Annotated in this window: 14 protein-coding genes and 3 tRNA genes; 11 read left to right on the top strand and 6 right to left on the bottom strand. The window is 67.3% G+C overall.

Annotation, left to right across the window (positions count from 1 at the left end):
* The 3 genes from TSH64_RS27800 to TSH64_RS27790 form a co-directional block, all read right to left on the bottom strand.
* A partial coding sequence (locus tag TSH64_RS27800; RefSeq protein ID WP_146203631.1) for a GTP-binding protein occupies positions 1 to 96 on the bottom strand: 96 nt, incomplete at its 3' end.
* An 80-nt stretch (positions 97 to 176) separates the two neighbouring features.
* A tRNA-Gly gene (locus tag TSH64_RS27795) sits at positions 177 to 250 on the bottom strand.
* Between the two features lie 62 nt (positions 251 to 312).
* Positions 313 to 398: transfer RNA gene (locus tag TSH64_RS27790), tRNA-Tyr, on the bottom strand.
* A 339-nt stretch (positions 399 to 737) separates the two neighbouring features.
* Between TSH64_RS27790 and rlmB the strand changes: the two genes are divergently transcribed.
* From rlmB to TSH64_RS27770, 4 genes are all read left to right on the top strand, one after another.
* On the top strand, positions 738 to 1,466 hold the full coding sequence (gene rlmB / locus TSH64_RS27785) for a 23S rRNA (guanosine(2251)-2'-O)-methyltransferase RlmB (protein ID WP_348770342.1): 729 nt from the start codon (positions 738 to 740) through the stop codon (positions 1,464 to 1,466).
* An 83-nt stretch (positions 1,467 to 1,549) separates the two neighbouring features.
* Positions 1,550 to 1,625, top strand: a tRNA-Thr gene (locus TSH64_RS27780).
* Between the two features lie 535 nt (positions 1,626 to 2,160).
* Complete coding sequence (locus TSH64_RS27775) at positions 2,161 to 3,516, top strand: MBOAT family protein (RefSeq protein ID WP_247873181.1); 1,356 nt, start codon at positions 2,161 to 2,163, stop codon at positions 3,514 to 3,516.
* A gap of 2 nt (positions 3,517 to 3,518) precedes the next feature.
* Positions 3,519 to 4,664, top strand: a complete 1,146-nt coding sequence (locus tag TSH64_RS27770) for a hypothetical protein (RefSeq protein ID WP_109450035.1) — start codon at positions 3,519 to 3,521, stop codon at positions 4,662 to 4,664.
* Between the two features lie 55 nt (positions 4,665 to 4,719).
* Here TSH64_RS27770 and TSH64_RS27765 read toward each other — a convergent pair whose 3' ends face one another.
* The gene (locus TSH64_RS27765) at positions 4,720 to 5,064 is read right to left on the bottom strand and encodes a hypothetical protein (RefSeq protein ID WP_109450033.1); all 345 of its coding nucleotides are present in this window, start codon (positions 5,062 to 5,064) and stop codon (positions 4,720 to 4,722) included.
* A gap of 151 nt (positions 5,065 to 5,215) precedes the next feature.
* Between TSH64_RS27765 and TSH64_RS27760 the strand changes: the two genes are divergently transcribed.
* Positions 5,216 to 5,476 carry a hypothetical protein gene (locus tag TSH64_RS27760; protein ID WP_109450031.1) on the top strand — a complete coding sequence of 87 codons (261 nt, stop codon included), beginning with the start codon at positions 5,216 to 5,218 and terminating at the stop codon, positions 5,474 to 5,476.
* A gap of 106 nt (positions 5,477 to 5,582) precedes the next feature.
* On the opposite strand, the gene TSH64_RS27755 is transcribed toward TSH64_RS27760, so the two are convergent.
* Both TSH64_RS27755 and TSH64_RS27750 read right to left on the bottom strand, forming a co-directional pair.
* Complete coding sequence (locus tag TSH64_RS27755) at positions 5,583 to 6,167, bottom strand: polysaccharide biosynthesis/export family protein (RefSeq protein ID WP_109051350.1); 585 nt, start codon at positions 6,165 to 6,167, stop codon at positions 5,583 to 5,585.
* A 350-nt stretch (positions 6,168 to 6,517) separates the two neighbouring features.
* Complete coding sequence (locus TSH64_RS27750; RefSeq protein ID WP_098740506.1) at positions 6,518 to 7,786, bottom strand: outer membrane beta-barrel protein; 1,269 nt, start codon at positions 7,784 to 7,786, stop codon at positions 6,518 to 6,520.
* Positions 7,787 to 8,189: 403 nt separating this feature from the next.
* On the opposite strand from TSH64_RS27750, the gene TSH64_RS35705 reads away from it, so the two are divergent.
* From TSH64_RS35705 to TSH64_RS27725, 6 genes are all read left to right on the top strand, one after another.
* Positions 8,190 to 8,363: a hypothetical protein gene (locus TSH64_RS35705; RefSeq protein WP_158285419.1), complete on the top strand. Its 174-nt coding sequence runs from the start codon at positions 8,190 to 8,192 to the stop codon at positions 8,361 to 8,363.
* Between the two features lie 368 nt (positions 8,364 to 8,731).
* Positions 8,732 to 9,172, top strand: coding sequence for a MarR family transcriptional regulator (locus TSH64_RS27745; protein WP_109450029.1), 441 nt, complete (start codon positions 8,732 to 8,734; stop codon positions 9,170 to 9,172).
* Between the two features lie 154 nt (positions 9,173 to 9,326).
* Positions 9,327 to 10,610, top strand: coding sequence for an ABC transporter substrate-binding protein (locus TSH64_RS27740; protein WP_109450027.1), 1,284 nt, complete (start codon positions 9,327 to 9,329; stop codon positions 10,608 to 10,610).
* A gap of 27 nt (positions 10,611 to 10,637) precedes the next feature.
* Positions 10,638 to 12,470, top strand: coding sequence for an ABC transporter permease (locus tag TSH64_RS27735; RefSeq protein ID WP_109450025.1), 1,833 nt, complete (start codon positions 10,638 to 10,640; stop codon positions 12,468 to 12,470).
* A complete protein-coding gene (locus TSH64_RS27730; protein WP_109450023.1) occupies positions 12,467 to 13,210 on the top strand; it encodes an ABC transporter ATP-binding protein in 744 nt (247 codons plus the stop codon). The genes TSH64_RS27735 and TSH64_RS27730 overlap by 4 nt, the downstream gene beginning before the upstream one ends.
* Positions 13,207 to 13,920: an ABC transporter ATP-binding protein gene (locus TSH64_RS27725; protein ID WP_109450021.1), complete on the top strand. Its 714-nt coding sequence runs from the start codon at positions 13,207 to 13,209 to the stop codon at positions 13,918 to 13,920. Before TSH64_RS27730 ends, TSH64_RS27725 begins: the two co-directional genes overlap by 4 nt.
* The last annotated feature ends 12 nt before the right edge of the window (positions 13,921 to 13,932 follow it).

Below are 13,932 nucleotides of genomic sequence, written 5' to 3'. Positions count from 1 at the left end.
GATCGCCGCCGTCAGCGACGTCTTGCCGTGGTCGACGTGGCCGATCGTGCCAACGTTGCAGTGCGGCTTGTTCCGCTCAAACTTTGCCTTCGCCATCGCTTTGGTCTTTCGTTCCCGACGTTCCGGACGCACACAATGGCCCGGCCGAGATCGGTTTTCCGTGGCGCACGCGGGATTGGAGCGGGTGAGGGGAATCGAACCCCCGTCGTAAGCTTGGAAGGCTTCTGCTCTACCATTGAGCTACACCCGCAAGCATCCCGCCGGCGCGACCGTCCGGGGCAAACGCGATCACGGACAAGCCGTGGAAAGTAATGGTGGAAGGGGCTGGATTCGAACCAGCGTACGCGTACGCGGGCAGATTTACAGTCTGCTGCCTTTAACCACTCGGCCACCCTTCCAGTCCGCGGCCTGGCGATGCCCGCCGCGGAGTTCGGCAATATGCGAATTTTTCAGGCCTTGTCAACACGGGTTAAGCGGTTCACACCAGAAAAAATTCGGCAGCAGTCCGCTGCGGCCCCCTCCCCTTCTTCGTGGGTATCATGACGCGCTCCAGACATCCCGGTTCCGGCCCCTCCTCCGCCCGTCCCGCAGACCGCAATACCGACCGCAACGCCGACCGATCCGGCGGCCGGCCTCAGCCGGGCGCGTCTCCGCGGCAGGACGAAGGGGACGAGGGAGCGCGCGGCGGCCGCAAGGCGGCCAAGGGAGGACGGGGACCCGCGGCACGTGGCGTCCTTATTTACGGACTTCACCCGGTGGCCGCCGCCTTGACCAACCCCGAACGGCGCATCCATCGCCTGCTGGTGACCGACTCGGGCCGCGCCGCGCTGGAACCGGCAATTGCCGCCGCCCGCGCCCAAGGGCTGCAAAGGCCGGAGGCGTCGCCGACCGACCGGGTGGAGCTTGACAGGATGCTGCCGCCTGGTGCGGTGCATCAGGGCGTCGTCGTCGATGCCTCTCCCCTGCCCGATCTGGGCATCGAGGATCTGTGCAACGAGCTGGCGGGGGAAACCTCGGCGGTCATCGTGGCGCTCGATCAGGTGACCGACCCGCACAATGTCGGCGCCATCCTGCGATCCGCCGCCGCTTTCGGCGCCCGTGCGGTCGTGGTGACCGAGCGCCATGCTCCCGAGACGACCGGCGTTCTCGCCAAGAGCGCTTCAGGGGCCTTGGAGGCGGTGCCGCTGATCCGCGTCACCAATCTGGCCCGGGCTCTAACGGATCTGCAACAGAACGGCTTCTGGTCGGTGGGGCTCGCCGAATCGGGACCGTCGACGCTGGCCAAGCTGAATTTGACCGGAAAGACGGTGCTGGTGATGGGCGCGGAAGGCAGCGGCCTGCGCCGGCTGACCATGGAGCGCTGCGACACGATCGCCCGGCTGCCGACAGGCGGACCGGTCGGCAGCCTCAACGTCTCGAATGCCGCCGCGGTGGCACTCTACGAGGTCGCCCGCCTGCGTGAGTGATCGCGCCCCGCAACACCATCGTGGTCAAGTGCTTGTTTACGCGGAAAAGGGGCGCTAAGGTGTGCGTCCCGCAAGCGGCGGGCGCCGGATTAGCTCAGCTGGTAGAGCAGCTGATTTGTAATCAGAAGGTCACGGGTTCGATTCCTGTATCCGGCACCAGATTTTCAACGGCTTAGCGCACCCCGCGCTAGGCCGTTTTGCTTTCTGGGAAAAAATCGGTCGGTTGCCATTCCGCTGAGGCGGGTTCAAGCCGCCGACATGACGGGCTCATCGGACTTTGGGGCCGTCCAATCGCTTGGAGGCGTGCGCAGAGCAGTCTTCTTTTCTGTCACTCACCGCCCAGCCATTGTGGCGTTTCTGCCAAGCATCCGCCATCGGCGCGCCCCTCAGGCGCCCATCCGGTTGCAACCAGAGGGCTTTCCGACTCTCTGCGGTCACGGGCAAGGCAACGCACACCGGGAAGCCTTGCCGGCCCGTCGCGGTAGGGTTGCACTGTTCCCGCATAGGTCTGGATACGGCACCCGATCTGGGGTATATCCCATGCCGCTCTGGACCGAAATGCCGCTTGAATTTGGAGTTCCGGACCCACAGGCGCGCAGCAGGGATGGCATAAGGGTGGATGATGGTTTTCAGCTCTATCGTATTTATCTTTTATTTTTTGCCAATTTTTATCTTTTGCTATTATTCCCTGCCCTTGAAGCACGGGACGCTGCTTTTCTTCAGCCTGGTTTTCTATGCGTATGGCGAGGTGATCTATACCTACGTCATGCTGCTGTCGATCCTCGTCAATTATGCCTTCGGGTTGTGGATCGCCGGCCAGGAAGGGCGTGGCCGCAAACTCGCCATGGGTGCCGGCGTCGTCGTCAACCTGGGCATTCTCGTCTATTTCAAATATCTGGGCTTCTTCTACGAGATGGTGGCCGCGGTTTTCCCCAACCTGCTGTCGGGACCGCCGCAGGTGCATCTGCCGCTCGGCATCTCGTTCTTCACCTTCCATGCGCTGTCCTACCTGATCGACGTCTACCGCCGGCAGGTTCCGGTCGAGCGCAGCCTGATCTATGTCGCCGTCTACATCACAATGTTCCCGCAGCTCGTGGCGGGACCGATCATCCGCTTCCACGACATCCGCGACGAGATCCACAACCGCAGGGTCAGCGCCGGGCTGTTCGCCGAGGGAATTCAGATCTTCGTGATCGGCCTCGCGCAGAAGGTGCTGATCGCCAACACGGTTGCGGTGGCGGCGGACCAGATCTTCGCGCTCGACCCGACGGGACTGAGCCTGCCGATCGCCTGGCTGGGAATCGTCTGCTACACCCTGCAGATCTTTTTCGATTTCTGCGGCTATTCGACCATGGCCATCGGGCTGGGGCTGATGATCGGCTTCCATTTCCCGCTGAACTTCAACTATCCCTACATCGCCCAGTCGATCACCGAATTCTGGCGCCGCTGGCACATCTCGCTGTCGATGTGGTTCCGTGACTATCTCTACATCCCGCTGGGCGGCAACCGCGCCGGTCCGCTGGCCACCTACCGCAACCTGCTGATCGTCTTCTTCCTGTGCGGCCTGTGGCATGGCGCCAGCTGGACCTTCGTGGTCTGGGGCCTGTGGCACGGCGCCTTCCTGGTGTTCGAGCGGCTGGGCGTCGCCCGGATGCTCGACCGGTCGGCGCCGGCGGTCCGCCATGTCTACACGCTGCTGGTGGTGATGATCGGCTGGGTCTTCTTCCGCGCCGACACGCTGGGCCATGCCTGGATCTTCCTGAAGGCCATGGCCGGCGCCGGCCATCCCAGCCCTCTGGCGCCGCATGTCCTGCAGTTCCTGACGCCGGAAACCGTCACCGCCCTGGTCATCGGCGCGGTCGCCGCGACGCCGCTGCTGGGCCGGCTGGTGCGGGGCGGGCTGGATGCGGTGCGGAACGCGACCGGCGGGCGCATGCTGGTCGGCACCGGCGAGGCGCTGTACCTCGCCGGCTTGCTCGGCATGTTCGCGCTGGCGGTCATGAGCCTCGCGGCCGGCACCTACAACCCGTTCATCTACTTCCGGTTCTGACCATGCGAGCGATGTCTCTCGGGATCGTGCACAGCACGCTGTTGCAGAAACTGTGCATCGGGATTTTCCTGGCGCTCCTGCTGCTGCCCATGATCGGCCAGACGCTGTCGGTCGGGACGGGCGTGACGGCGACCGAAATGCGGGCGCCGAACGAGCTGCCCGACCTGCCCGCCACCTTCGACGAGTTTTCCGTCCTGCCGCAGCGCTTCGAGGCGTGGCTGAAGGACCATTTCGGTTTCCGCAACGATCTCGTCCTCGCCAACAACTTCATCCGGGTCAAGGTGTTCGGGCAGAGCACCTCGCCGCTTGTCGTGCTCGGCCGGAACGGCTGGCTGTTCTATACGGGCGAGCATGCGCTCGAGCAGACGCGCGGCATCGACCGCTTCTCGCCGGAGGAGCTGGACCGCTGGATCGACGTGATGGAACGGCGGCAGGCATGGCTGGCGGAGCGCGGCATCCCCATGCTGATGGTCGCGATCCCCAACAAGGAGCGCGTCTATCTCGAGGATCTGCCGGCCTGGGCCACCCAGGTGAACCCGGAAAGCCGGATGGAGCAGATCGTGCGCCGGCTGGCGGAACGTCGCTCGCCGCTGGTGTTCAAGGACATGACCGCCGACCTCGTCGCCGCGAAGAAGAGCATGAAGGTCTATCTCCAGGCCGACACGCACTGGACGGGCGATGCCGCCTTCGCCATCGGCTATCGGCGGATCGTGGAGTGGATCAAGACGGTCCGCCCTGATTTCACGCCGCTGACGCCGGCCGACATGAAGCAGGTCCACGTCATGCGCCAGGGCGTCGACCTCGACCTCGCCCGCATGCTGGGATTGGCCGCGGTTTATCAGGAAGAGGAGGTCCGCTACGAGTCCCTGAGGCCGCCCAAGCTGCGCGCCAACGACGTCTCGATGCCGAACGGCATCGTGCAGAACATCCTGCGCGCCGATCTGCCGACGGCACCCAGCGTGGTGTGGTTCCGCGACTCCTTCACCATCCCGATGTTCCCATACATCGCCGAAAGCTTCAGCAAGGCGGTGGTGACGGAGCACAAGGGACTGCGCTTCGACAAGGCGTTGATCGAGGCGCAAAAGCCGGATGTCGTCGTCTACCAGTTCGTCGAACGCTCGCTCAACAACCCCGTCCCGGCGGAGTGAACAGGGGTAGGCCGGGAGCTTACCCTCACCTTTTCCAAGTTCTGTCAGTCAGGTTTCACCGCCAGCCTGCGCCCCGGCCCTGACGCGGACGGGCCCTGCCCACGACGAAGATCAGGCCGAGCAGGGCCCCGCCGCATCCCACGAATGCCAGCATCAGTCCGGCTCCAAAGGTCGGGGGCATTTCTCCGCTGATGGACCCGTCGGGCAGCACCGTCGGAGGCAGGCAGCACAGGGCAATCGCCGCCACTGCACTGCCGCCGGCGATCAGGATCGCGCAGCAGGCCCAATAGAGCCGCCGCCATCCGCGGGCGCGGACCGCCAGGACCGTGGCCACGAGCAACAGGGTCACCGCAATCGCCGGGATGACGAACGCCAACAGCGTCAGGCCGGTGTCGGGCATCGGGCGCTCCCATGGCGTTGAGTGGTCGGGCCGGGTCTTACGATCGCCGATAAGCCCACCGATATGCCCCGGCGGGGAACCCCCGGCAGGACGCGGCGGTTGGAGAAGGCATCGGAATGCCCCTCACAGCAGTTTGCGCGAAAGGCCGACCATGACCAAGCCCCATCCCGAGTCGGGTGACCGGACGCCGACCACCCCCAGCGCGGAAGCGAATCGGATGCGCGCGGACATCGACCGCGGCCTGACCGGCGACAAGGTTCCCGCCACCGATCCCGCCGCGGCGCCGCTCGGCACCGACGACGAAGCCGCCGGCACCACCCCGCCGCACGGTATCTCCCGCGATGCGGTCGTTCCCGCGAACCAGCGCATGCCGCCGGGGCAGAAGAAGGGCGGCGACACGCTCGATACCTGATCGGACATCCCGATCCGCAGACGGCAGAAAGCCCGGCCGGGTGCTCCCCGGCCGGGCTTTCTTGCAATCCGGCAGCGTCCTGCCGTTGGCTCTTGGAAACCGTTGCTTAGAAATAGCGCTCCGGAATGCGGACCACGTCGTCCGGCATCACCGAGGTGGTGATCGGGGCCTTGCGGATTTCCTTCTTGGGATCGCTGCCGCGGGTGATGAGGACGTAGTCCTCCTTGGCGCGGTAGGTGTAGCCGCCGGCCATCGCCACCGCCGACAGGGCGGTCATGCCGTTGACATACTGGTACTGGCCGGGGTTGCGCACCTCGCCCAGGATGAAGAAGGGGCGGTGGTTCAGCACCTCGACGCTGACCTTCGGATCCTTCACATAGCCGGCGGACAGCCGGGTGGCGATTTCCTTCTCCAGGTCCCGGGTGTTGCGGTCCTTGGCCGAAACCTCGCCGATCAGCGGCATGGCAACCTTGCCGGTGCCGTCGACGCGGAATTCGCCGGACAGCTGCTCTTCGCCGAACACGATGACGCGCAGCGCGTCACCCGGGCCGAGACGGTATTCGCCGATCTGACCGGCGCTGGCGGTCTCCATCGGCGCGTCGTTGCCGCCGGCACAGCCGACCATGGCAACGGCGAGCGCGGCCAACCCGATCCCCTGGCCCAGCGCACGGATCACCTGACGTCGATTCATCCCTAAACCCTTTCCCTGGCTGGTGGATGCCTGCCACAGCGCCGGTCCGGCCCGTTCGACGGATCGGTTCCGAGAAACCGATCCATCCGCCGGCCGCCTTGCAGCGGCGCCCTTTGGTCACGCACCTGAATTCGGGTGGAGACTAGCAACTCGCAAGCGCTTGGGAAAAAGTGGAGAGGAATTACCGCCTTCGGATCTGTTCAGTACATCGCCATCGATCATAAGAGCAGGCATAAGAAAAGGGCGCCCGTCATAGGACGGACGCCCTGCCCTGTTCAGCGGAACCTTTAGGACCTTTGGCCGGGACTTTCCCGGCCGGCCGATCCGATTCCGGCGGATTACCTGCTGGATTACATCTGGGCGCCGAGTCGCAGATAGATCAGGTTGTCGCTGTACTCGGCGGAGCTGATGTTGGAATTGCGCTTTTCGTAGGTATAGCCGCCGGTCAGATACAGGTTGCGGTTCATCTGGTAGGTGCCGCCGACGCCGGCCGTATAGACCTTGTCGTTGCGGTCGTTGCCGTTGAAGTCGTCCTGGCGGTATTGCAGGCGGCCGTTCAGCACCAGCGAGCGCAGCAGCTCGTGGTCGACGCCCAGCGCGACCAGGGTGCGGGTGTAGCTGGAGGCGGTGCCGAAGCCGGGGCTGGCCGACGTCTCACGCACCTGGCGGCTGGCGGTGGCGCTGATGCCGGTCAGCTGGGTGACCGCCCAGTTCACGCGCCCGCCGAAGGACAGGCCGCTGAAATCCTCCAGCCGCGAATCCTTGTAGTTGCGGACGAGGTAGCCGGCGAAGACCTCGCCGGTGATCAGGCCGGTCAGGTCGGTGGCCAGACCGCCCACCACCTCGTAGCCGTCCGAGTCGCGGTCGAGGCCGAAGGCGTCGCGGTCGTTCTTGTGGCGGGTCCAGGAATAGGTGCCCTGGACGAAGGCCTCGTAGCCCTCGATGAACTCGTAGCCGACACGGCCGACCGATGCATATTCCCAGCGGTCGCGGTCGCCCTGGCGGGCGACGCCGCCGCCGATCAGGTCGACGTCGTCATAGGAGATGTACTGGGCCGAACCGGAAACGCGGGCGCGCAGGCGGTTGAAGCGCTGGGTGTAGCCGGCCTCGCCGCCGCTGGTGAGGAAGGTCACCGGCTCGGCATAGCCCTGCAGGCTGTTGATGTCGCCGCGGCCTTCGTGATTGCGGCGGTGGAACAGCTGGCCGTCCAGCGCGCCGCCCTTGTTCACGTCGAAGCGGCCGTCGGCCTGCACGGCATAATCCGTGTAGTTTTCGCCGGAATGGTCGCTGTAGCGGCCGGCATCGGCCGAGGCCGAGAAGTTCAGCGCGTGGGCCGAGAAGTCCGACTTGATGTCCAGCCGCGGCCGGACCGTCCAGATGACGTCGTCCTCGTGGTTGTCGCGGGTGGCGTAGACGTTGGTGTCATAGGTGGCGCCGGCTTCCACCCGCGGCAGGAACAGGAAGGAGCCGGCGCGCAGCCCAAGCTGCTCCAGCTCCGGCCGGCGGCGCTCCAGCACGGTTTCGCCACGCTGCAGGTCGTCCTGGGCGGCGGCGGGAAGCGACGTCAGCCCGGTCGAGGCGAGAGCGAGGGCGAGAAGGGAAAGGGTGCTGGTCTTCATGGAGTCACCGCGCTTGGCTGGGTTCGGTCGGCTCACTGGGCCGGGGGTCCGGCTCCTTGGTGGGAGGCGCGCCGCCGCCGGTCTTCGGCCAGAACCCCGGCCGGGACCGCTGCGGACGCATCCTCGGCAAAGACACAACAAACCGTGCTTCCCACGCAACAGTGAAGCCCATGCACCGCTGCTTTTGCCGGCCCCTGTGGTGTGGCCGCAACAAAAAGCTGCCGGCCGGTCACTGTGGCCTGAAGCGGTGGTCTGCTTGATTCCAGCGTCTTTTTCAAATGGTCCTAAGATGAAGGTCATAGAGCAACGAGGCGAAGCCGATGGCGCAACAGGGCTCGTGCTTTGGAACCGCCCGCCCGGCGGCGGGTTGTTCATCACGTTTCTTGATCCGCAAAGGTGCCGCATGACCCGCCGACTCGACACACCGCCCCCGCCGCCCTCGACCAAGCGTCCGCCCGACGCCACCACCCCGCCCTACACGCCGGGCGGCGTTACTCCTCCCGAAAAGGACGATGCCGTCAGTCCGGCCGAAAAGACCGCTCCGCCCGACAGCTATCCGCCCAAACGGACGCCCTGACCAAAAGCAGCCGGTGAAGTGCGGCGGCGGCGGAAGGGTATCGCGCCGCCGCGGCCATGAATCAGTGGCGCATACTCTCCGAATTGCGACAGAATCCGTTCGCAGCTTATTTTCAGGCTTGCGACGCTTCTTTTGTTGCGCAAGCGATGACATTCGCATTCCTGTGGCTCTATGCCGCATCTGCGAAGATTGCACTGCGCCCATTGTGTTTTCTACCCTTTCCATGAGGAACGCATGATGGACGCATCGGATGGTGACAGGCGGGAAACGCCGCGCCATCCCTGCCCACGCAGCCGGGAGCGGCGGTCCGTGTCCGCCCCAGCCTTCGCCCCGGACCGAAGGCGGGCGCGAACCACGGGCCCGTTGACATGGACGACTTCGGACGACTGCCTCCCGGCGATTACCAGTTGGCCGGCCAGGTTCACCACCGCCTTCGCCGCGCCCATCAGCGAGCCTCGGCGATCTTCATCGAGGTGATCGGCGACCAGCTGCTGACGCCCACGCAATGGGGGGCGCTGGCCACGCTGCATGCCGAAGGCCCGCTGTCGCAGAACCAGCTTGGCCGCCTCACTTACATGGATCCCGCCACTACCCAGGGCGTGATCCTGCGGCTGGTGGAACGCAACCTGGTGGAACGCCAGCCCGACCCGCAGGACCGCCGCCGCACCAGCGTCCGGCTGACCCGGATCGGCCAGGCCCTGGTCATCGATTTGATGGCGAATGCCGCCGCCGCCCACGAGCAGACGCTGGCCCCGCTGAGCGAGGAGGAGCGGGTGCAGTTCATGTCGCTGCTGGCCCGCCTGATGTAGGCAGCACCCCGAGAGGGCAGCCGAGGAGGGGCACGGGCGGGAAAATCCCGATCAGTCGGTGACTTTTGCGCCGGGTTTGCTATGAACGCGGTGTGTTGCGTCGCACCGCGACCGGACACGCCGCTGGTCTCTTACGAACCGGGGTCCCCGCAGGATGAAGCACCGCCACCCGACCGCCTCGCCGCTGGCGAAGCTCCTTCGCCCCGCCGCTCTGGGCGCCACCCTGTCAATCGCGATTGCAGCGGCGGCTCTCACTGCCGGCCCAGCCGCGGCCCAGTCGGCGAAAGAGCCGGTGAAATTCTCCGGCGCACCCGTGCGGGTGGGCGAGATCAACAGCTACACCGGCCTGCCCGCCTTCACCATTCCCTACCGCCAGGGCTGGCAGCTGGCGCTGGAGGAGATCAACGCCGAAGGTGGCGTGATCGGCTGCTGCGAGCTTCAGGTCGTCTCGCGCGACGATGCCGGCAAGCCCGACGACGCGGTGCGCGTCGCGCAGGAACTGGTGACGAACGAGGCGGTCGACGTGCTGGCCGGGACCTATTTCTCCCACATCGGGCTGGCGGTCGCCGATTTCGCCGCGCGCAACAAGATGCCCTTCGTCGCGGCCGAGCCGCTGACCGACGCCATCACCTGGTCGAAGGGCAACCGCTACACCTTCCGGCTGCGTCCCAGCACCTACATGCAGGCGGCCATGCTGGTGGAAGAGGCGGCGAAGCTGCCGGCCAAGCGCTGGGCCACTGTCGCCCCCAACTACGAATACGGCCAGTCGGCGGTGGCGTGGTTCAGGCAGCTGCTGAAGGAAAAGCGCCCGGACGTCGAGTTCGTCGCCGAGCAGTGGCCGGTGCAGGGCAAGCTGGAGGCCGGGCCGACTGTGCAGGCGCTCGCCGCCGCCAAGCCCGACGCCATCTTCAACGTCACCTTCGGTGCCGACCTCGCCAAGTTCGTGCGCGAGGGCGAGGGCCGCGGCCTGTTCCGCAACCGCAAGGTCGTCAGCCTGTTGACCGGCGAACCGGAATACCTTGAGCCGATGAAGGACGAGGCGCCGGAAGGCTGGATCGTCACCGGCTATCCCTGGGACCAGATCGACACGCCCGCCCACAAGGCCTTCGTCGCCGCCTACACCGCGCGCTTCAAGGAGTCGCCCAAGGCGGGGTCCATCGTCGGCTACATCACCATGAAGGCGGTCGCCGCCGCGATCACCAAGGCCAAGTCGGCCAACGCGGAGCCGATCGTCGATGCGCTGGCCGGCCTGACCATCGACAGCCCGGTCGGCCCGGTGACCTTCCGCGCGTCCGACCACCAGGCGACCATGGGCGCCTATGTCGGCACCACGACGGTGAAGGACGGCCGCGGCACCATGAAGGACTGGCGCTACGCCGACGGTGCCAACTACCTGCCGCCCGACGACGCGGCGCGCAAGATGCGGCCGGCGGAGTAAGGCGCCCGGTTTCCGGCGCCTCCCCCCATGTCCTTCCTGCTCGTCCAGGCCCTCAGCGGGCTTGCGACCGCGGCGACGCTGTTCCTGGTGTCGTCGGGGCTGACCATCGTGTTCGGCGTGACGCGGATCGTGAATTTCGCGCACGGCTCCTTCTACATGGTCGGCGCCTATGCCGGCTGGTCGCTCATCGAGCGGTTCGGCGGCACGCCGGCCGGATTCTGGGGTTCGGTCGCCGCCGCGGCGCTGGCGATGGGCGTGCTGGGGGCGGCGATGGAGATCGGGCTGCTGCGCCGGCTCTACCGCTCGCCGGAACTGTTCCAGCTGCTGGGCACCTTCGGCGTCGTTCTGGTGGTTCAGGATCTGACCGCCTGGGCCTGGGGGCCGGAGGATCTGTTGGGCCGCCGCGCGCCGGGGCTGAAGGGCTCCATCGACATCCTCGACCAGCCTTTCCCGCTCTACGACCTCGTTCTGATCGGGCTGGGGCCGCTGGTGCTCGGGCTGTTGTGGCTGCTGTTCAACCGCACCCGCTGGGGCACCCTGGTGCGTGCGGCGACGCAGGACCGCGAGATGACCAGCGCGCTCGGCGTCGATCCGGCGCGGCTGTTCACCGGCGTGCTGTTCCTGGGCTGCGCGCTGGCCGGGCTGGGCGGCGCGCTGCAGGTTCCGCGCGAATCGGTGACCTTGCAGATGGACATGGCCATCGTGGTCGAGGCCTTCGTCGTCGTCGTGGTCGGCGGCATGGGCAGCCTGACCGGCGCTTTCCTCGCCTCGCTGCTGATCGGGCAATTGCAGGCCTTCGGCATCCTGGTCTTCCCGCAGATCACGCTGGTGATCGTCTTCCTGTTCATGGCGGTGGTTCTGGTGCTGCGCCCGCACGGCCTGCTCGGCCGGGCCGAGGAGGTGCCGCCGACCGCACCCGCCACCGTTACCGTGCCGCTGTCGGCCGGCCGCCACGCCGGGCCGTGGGCGCTGGCTTTGCTGGCACTTCTCGCCGCGGCGCCCCTGGTCGCCGGCGATTACGCGCTGATCCTGCTGACCGAGGTGGTGATCCTCGCCTTGTTCGCCGCCAGCCTGCATCTGCTGATCGGGCTGGGCGGGCTGGTGTCCTTCGGCCATGCCGCGTGGTTCGGGCTGGGCGCCTACGGTTCGGCCCTGCTGGTCAAGCATCTGGGGGCACCGATGCCGCTGGCGCTGGCCGGGGCGCCGGTCCTGGCGGGGCTGGGGGCGCTGGTGGCGGGCTGGTTCTGCGTGCGGCGGTCGGGGCTGTATTTCGCCATGCTGACGCTGGCCTTCGCCCAGATCGTCTGGTCGATCGCCTTCCAATGGTATGCGGTGACCGGCGGCGACAACGGCATCCTCGGCGTCTGGCCGCCGGCCTGGGCGGCGGGCAAGGCGACCTATTACTGGCTGACGCTGGGCTTGTGCGGCGGTGCCTTGTGGCTGCTGCGCCGGGCGGCTTTCGCCCCCTTCGGCTACGCGCTGCGGGCCGGGCGCGACTCGGGGCTCCGTGCCGAATCGGTGGGCATCGACGTGCGCCGCTTCCAATGGATGGCCTTCGTGCTGGCCGGCACCGCGGCTGGGCTGGCCGGCGGTCTCTATGCCTTCGCCAAGGGCAGCGTCTTCCCCACCCTGCTGGCGGTGCCGCAGTCGGTCGACGCGCTGGTGATGGTGCTGATGGGCGGCATCCAGACCGTCGCCGGCCCGCTGGCCGGTGCGCTGGTGTTCCATCTGCTGGAGTCGGAGGTGATGAGCCTGACCGACTGGTGGCGGCTGGTGCTGGGCCTGATCATCGTCGCGCTGGTGCTGGTCTTCCCCAAGGGGATCGTCGGCTTCCTCTCGGGCATCAGGAGGCGGGCATGAGCGGGCTGGTGGTGCGCGACCTGCAACGCTCCTTCGGCGGGGTGCAGGCGGTGGGCGGCGTGTCCTTCACCCTGCGTTCCGGCGACCTGCTGGCGCTGATCGGTCCGAACGGCGCCGGGAAGAGCACCTGCTTCAACCTGCTGAACGGCCAGTTGCGTCCCGACTCGGGCTCGGTCAGGCTGGACGGCACCGAACTGGTCGGGCTGCCGCCGCGGCGCATCTGGGCGCTGGGGGTCGGGCGCACGTTCCAGATCACCGCGACCTTCGCCTCGATGACGGTGGCGGAGAATGTGCAGATGGTCCTGCTGTCGCGCGCCCGCCGGCTGTTCGGGCTGTGGCGCCCGGCAGCCGCCCAGTTCCGCGAACCGGCGCTGGCGCTGCTGGACCGCGTCGGCATGGCGGCACAGGCCGACCGGCCCTGCGGCGTGCTGGCCTATGGCGACGTCAAGCGGGTCGAACTGGCGATGGCGCTGGCGAGCGAGCCGACCGTGCTGCTGATGGACGAGCCGACCGCCGGCATGGCGCCCGCGGAACGGCTTGCCCTGATGGCGCTGACGGCGGAGCTGGTGCGCGAGCGCGGGCTCGCCGTGCTGTTCACCGAGCATGACATGGATGCCGTCTTCGGCCACGCCACCCGCGTGCTGGTGCTCGACCGCGGCCGGCTGATCGCGGAGGGTCCGCCGGATCAGGTGCGCGCCGACCCGCGCGTGCAGTCCGTCTATCTGGGAGGCGAGGCGTGAGCGAACCCCTGCTGACGGTCGACGGCCTCCAGGCCTGGTACGGCCGCGCCCACATCCTCGACGGCATCGCCCTGACGGTCGGGCGGGGCGAGGTGGTGGCGCTGATGGGGCGCAACGGCGCCGGCAAGACCACCACGCTGAAGGCGATCATGGGGCTGGTCGAGCGGCGTGCCGCGACCCTGCGTTTCGACGGCCGCGACCTGTCCGCCCTGCCCGCCCACCGCATCGCCCGGCTCGGCGTCGGCTATGTGCCGGAGGATCGCCGCATCTTCGCCGACCTGACGGTGGAGGAAAACCTGGAGGTCGGCCGCCAGCCGCCCCGCCCCGGCGCCCCGGCCTGGACGCCGGAGAAACTGTTCGCGCTGTTCCCCAACCTCGCGGAGATGCGCGGACGCCGCGGCACCCGGATGAGCGGCGGCGAGCAGCAGATGCTGACGCTGGCCCGCACGCTGATGGGCAACCCGTCGCTGCTGCTGCTGGACGAACCGTCGGAGGGCCTGGCGCCGCTGATCGTCAAACAGATGGCCGAGGCGGTGCGGCGGCTGAAGGCGGAGGGGCTGTCGGTGCTGCTGTCCGAACAGAGCCTGTCCTTTGCCTCATGGGTCGCCGACCGCGCCTGCGTCATCGAAACCGGCCGGCCGCGCTGGACCGGCCCGATGACGGAGCTGATGGCGGATGACGGGGTGAGAGCGGCCTATCTGGCGGTGTGACCGCCCCCTCCC

This window comes from Azospirillum sp. TSH64 (genome assembly GCF_003116035.1).
Lineage (GTDB): Bacteria > Pseudomonadota > Alphaproteobacteria > Azospirillales > Azospirillaceae > Azospirillum.
The sequence above is the reverse complement of the archived record's forward strand: the minus strand, read 5'-3'. Positions and strand labels throughout refer to the sequence as shown.

What these genes read in the sequence shown, in the direction of transcription:
- TSH64_RS27765 (WP_109450033.1), bottom strand. Translation starts at nt 5,064, where the DNA reads ATGCCCGACACCGGCCTGACGCTGTTGGCGTTCGTCATCCCGGCGATT.
- TSH64_RS27740 (WP_109450027.1), top strand. Translation starts at nt 9,327, where the DNA reads ATGAAGCACCGCCACCCGACCGCCTCGCCGCTGGCGAAGCTCCTTCGC.
- TSH64_RS27750 (WP_098740506.1), bottom strand. Translation starts at nt 7,786, where the DNA reads ATGAAGACCAGCACCCTTTCCCTTCTCGCCCTCGCTCTCGCCTCGACC.
- TSH64_RS27735 (WP_109450025.1), top strand. Translation starts at nt 10,638, where the DNA reads ATGTCCTTCCTGCTCGTCCAGGCCCTCAGCGGGCTTGCGACCGCGGCG.
- TSH64_RS27730 (WP_109450023.1), top strand. Translation starts at nt 12,467, where the DNA reads ATGAGCGGGCTGGTGGTGCGCGACCTGCAACGCTCCTTCGGCGGGGTG.
- TSH64_RS27755 (WP_109051350.1), bottom strand. Translation starts at nt 6,167, where the DNA reads ATGAATCGACGTCAGGTGATCCGTGCGCTGGGCCAGGGGATCGGGTTG.
- TSH64_RS27770 (WP_109450035.1), top strand. Translation starts at nt 3,519, where the DNA reads ATGCGAGCGATGTCTCTCGGGATCGTGCACAGCACGCTGTTGCAGAAA.
- TSH64_RS27745 (WP_109450029.1), top strand. Translation starts at nt 8,732, where the DNA reads ATGGACGACTTCGGACGACTGCCTCCCGGCGATTACCAGTTGGCCGGC.
- TSH64_RS35705 (WP_158285419.1), top strand. Translation starts at nt 8,190, where the DNA reads ATGACCCGCCGACTCGACACACCGCCCCCGCCGCCCTCGACCAAGCGT.
- TSH64_RS27760 (WP_109450031.1), top strand. Translation starts at nt 5,216, where the DNA reads ATGACCAAGCCCCATCCCGAGTCGGGTGACCGGACGCCGACCACCCCC.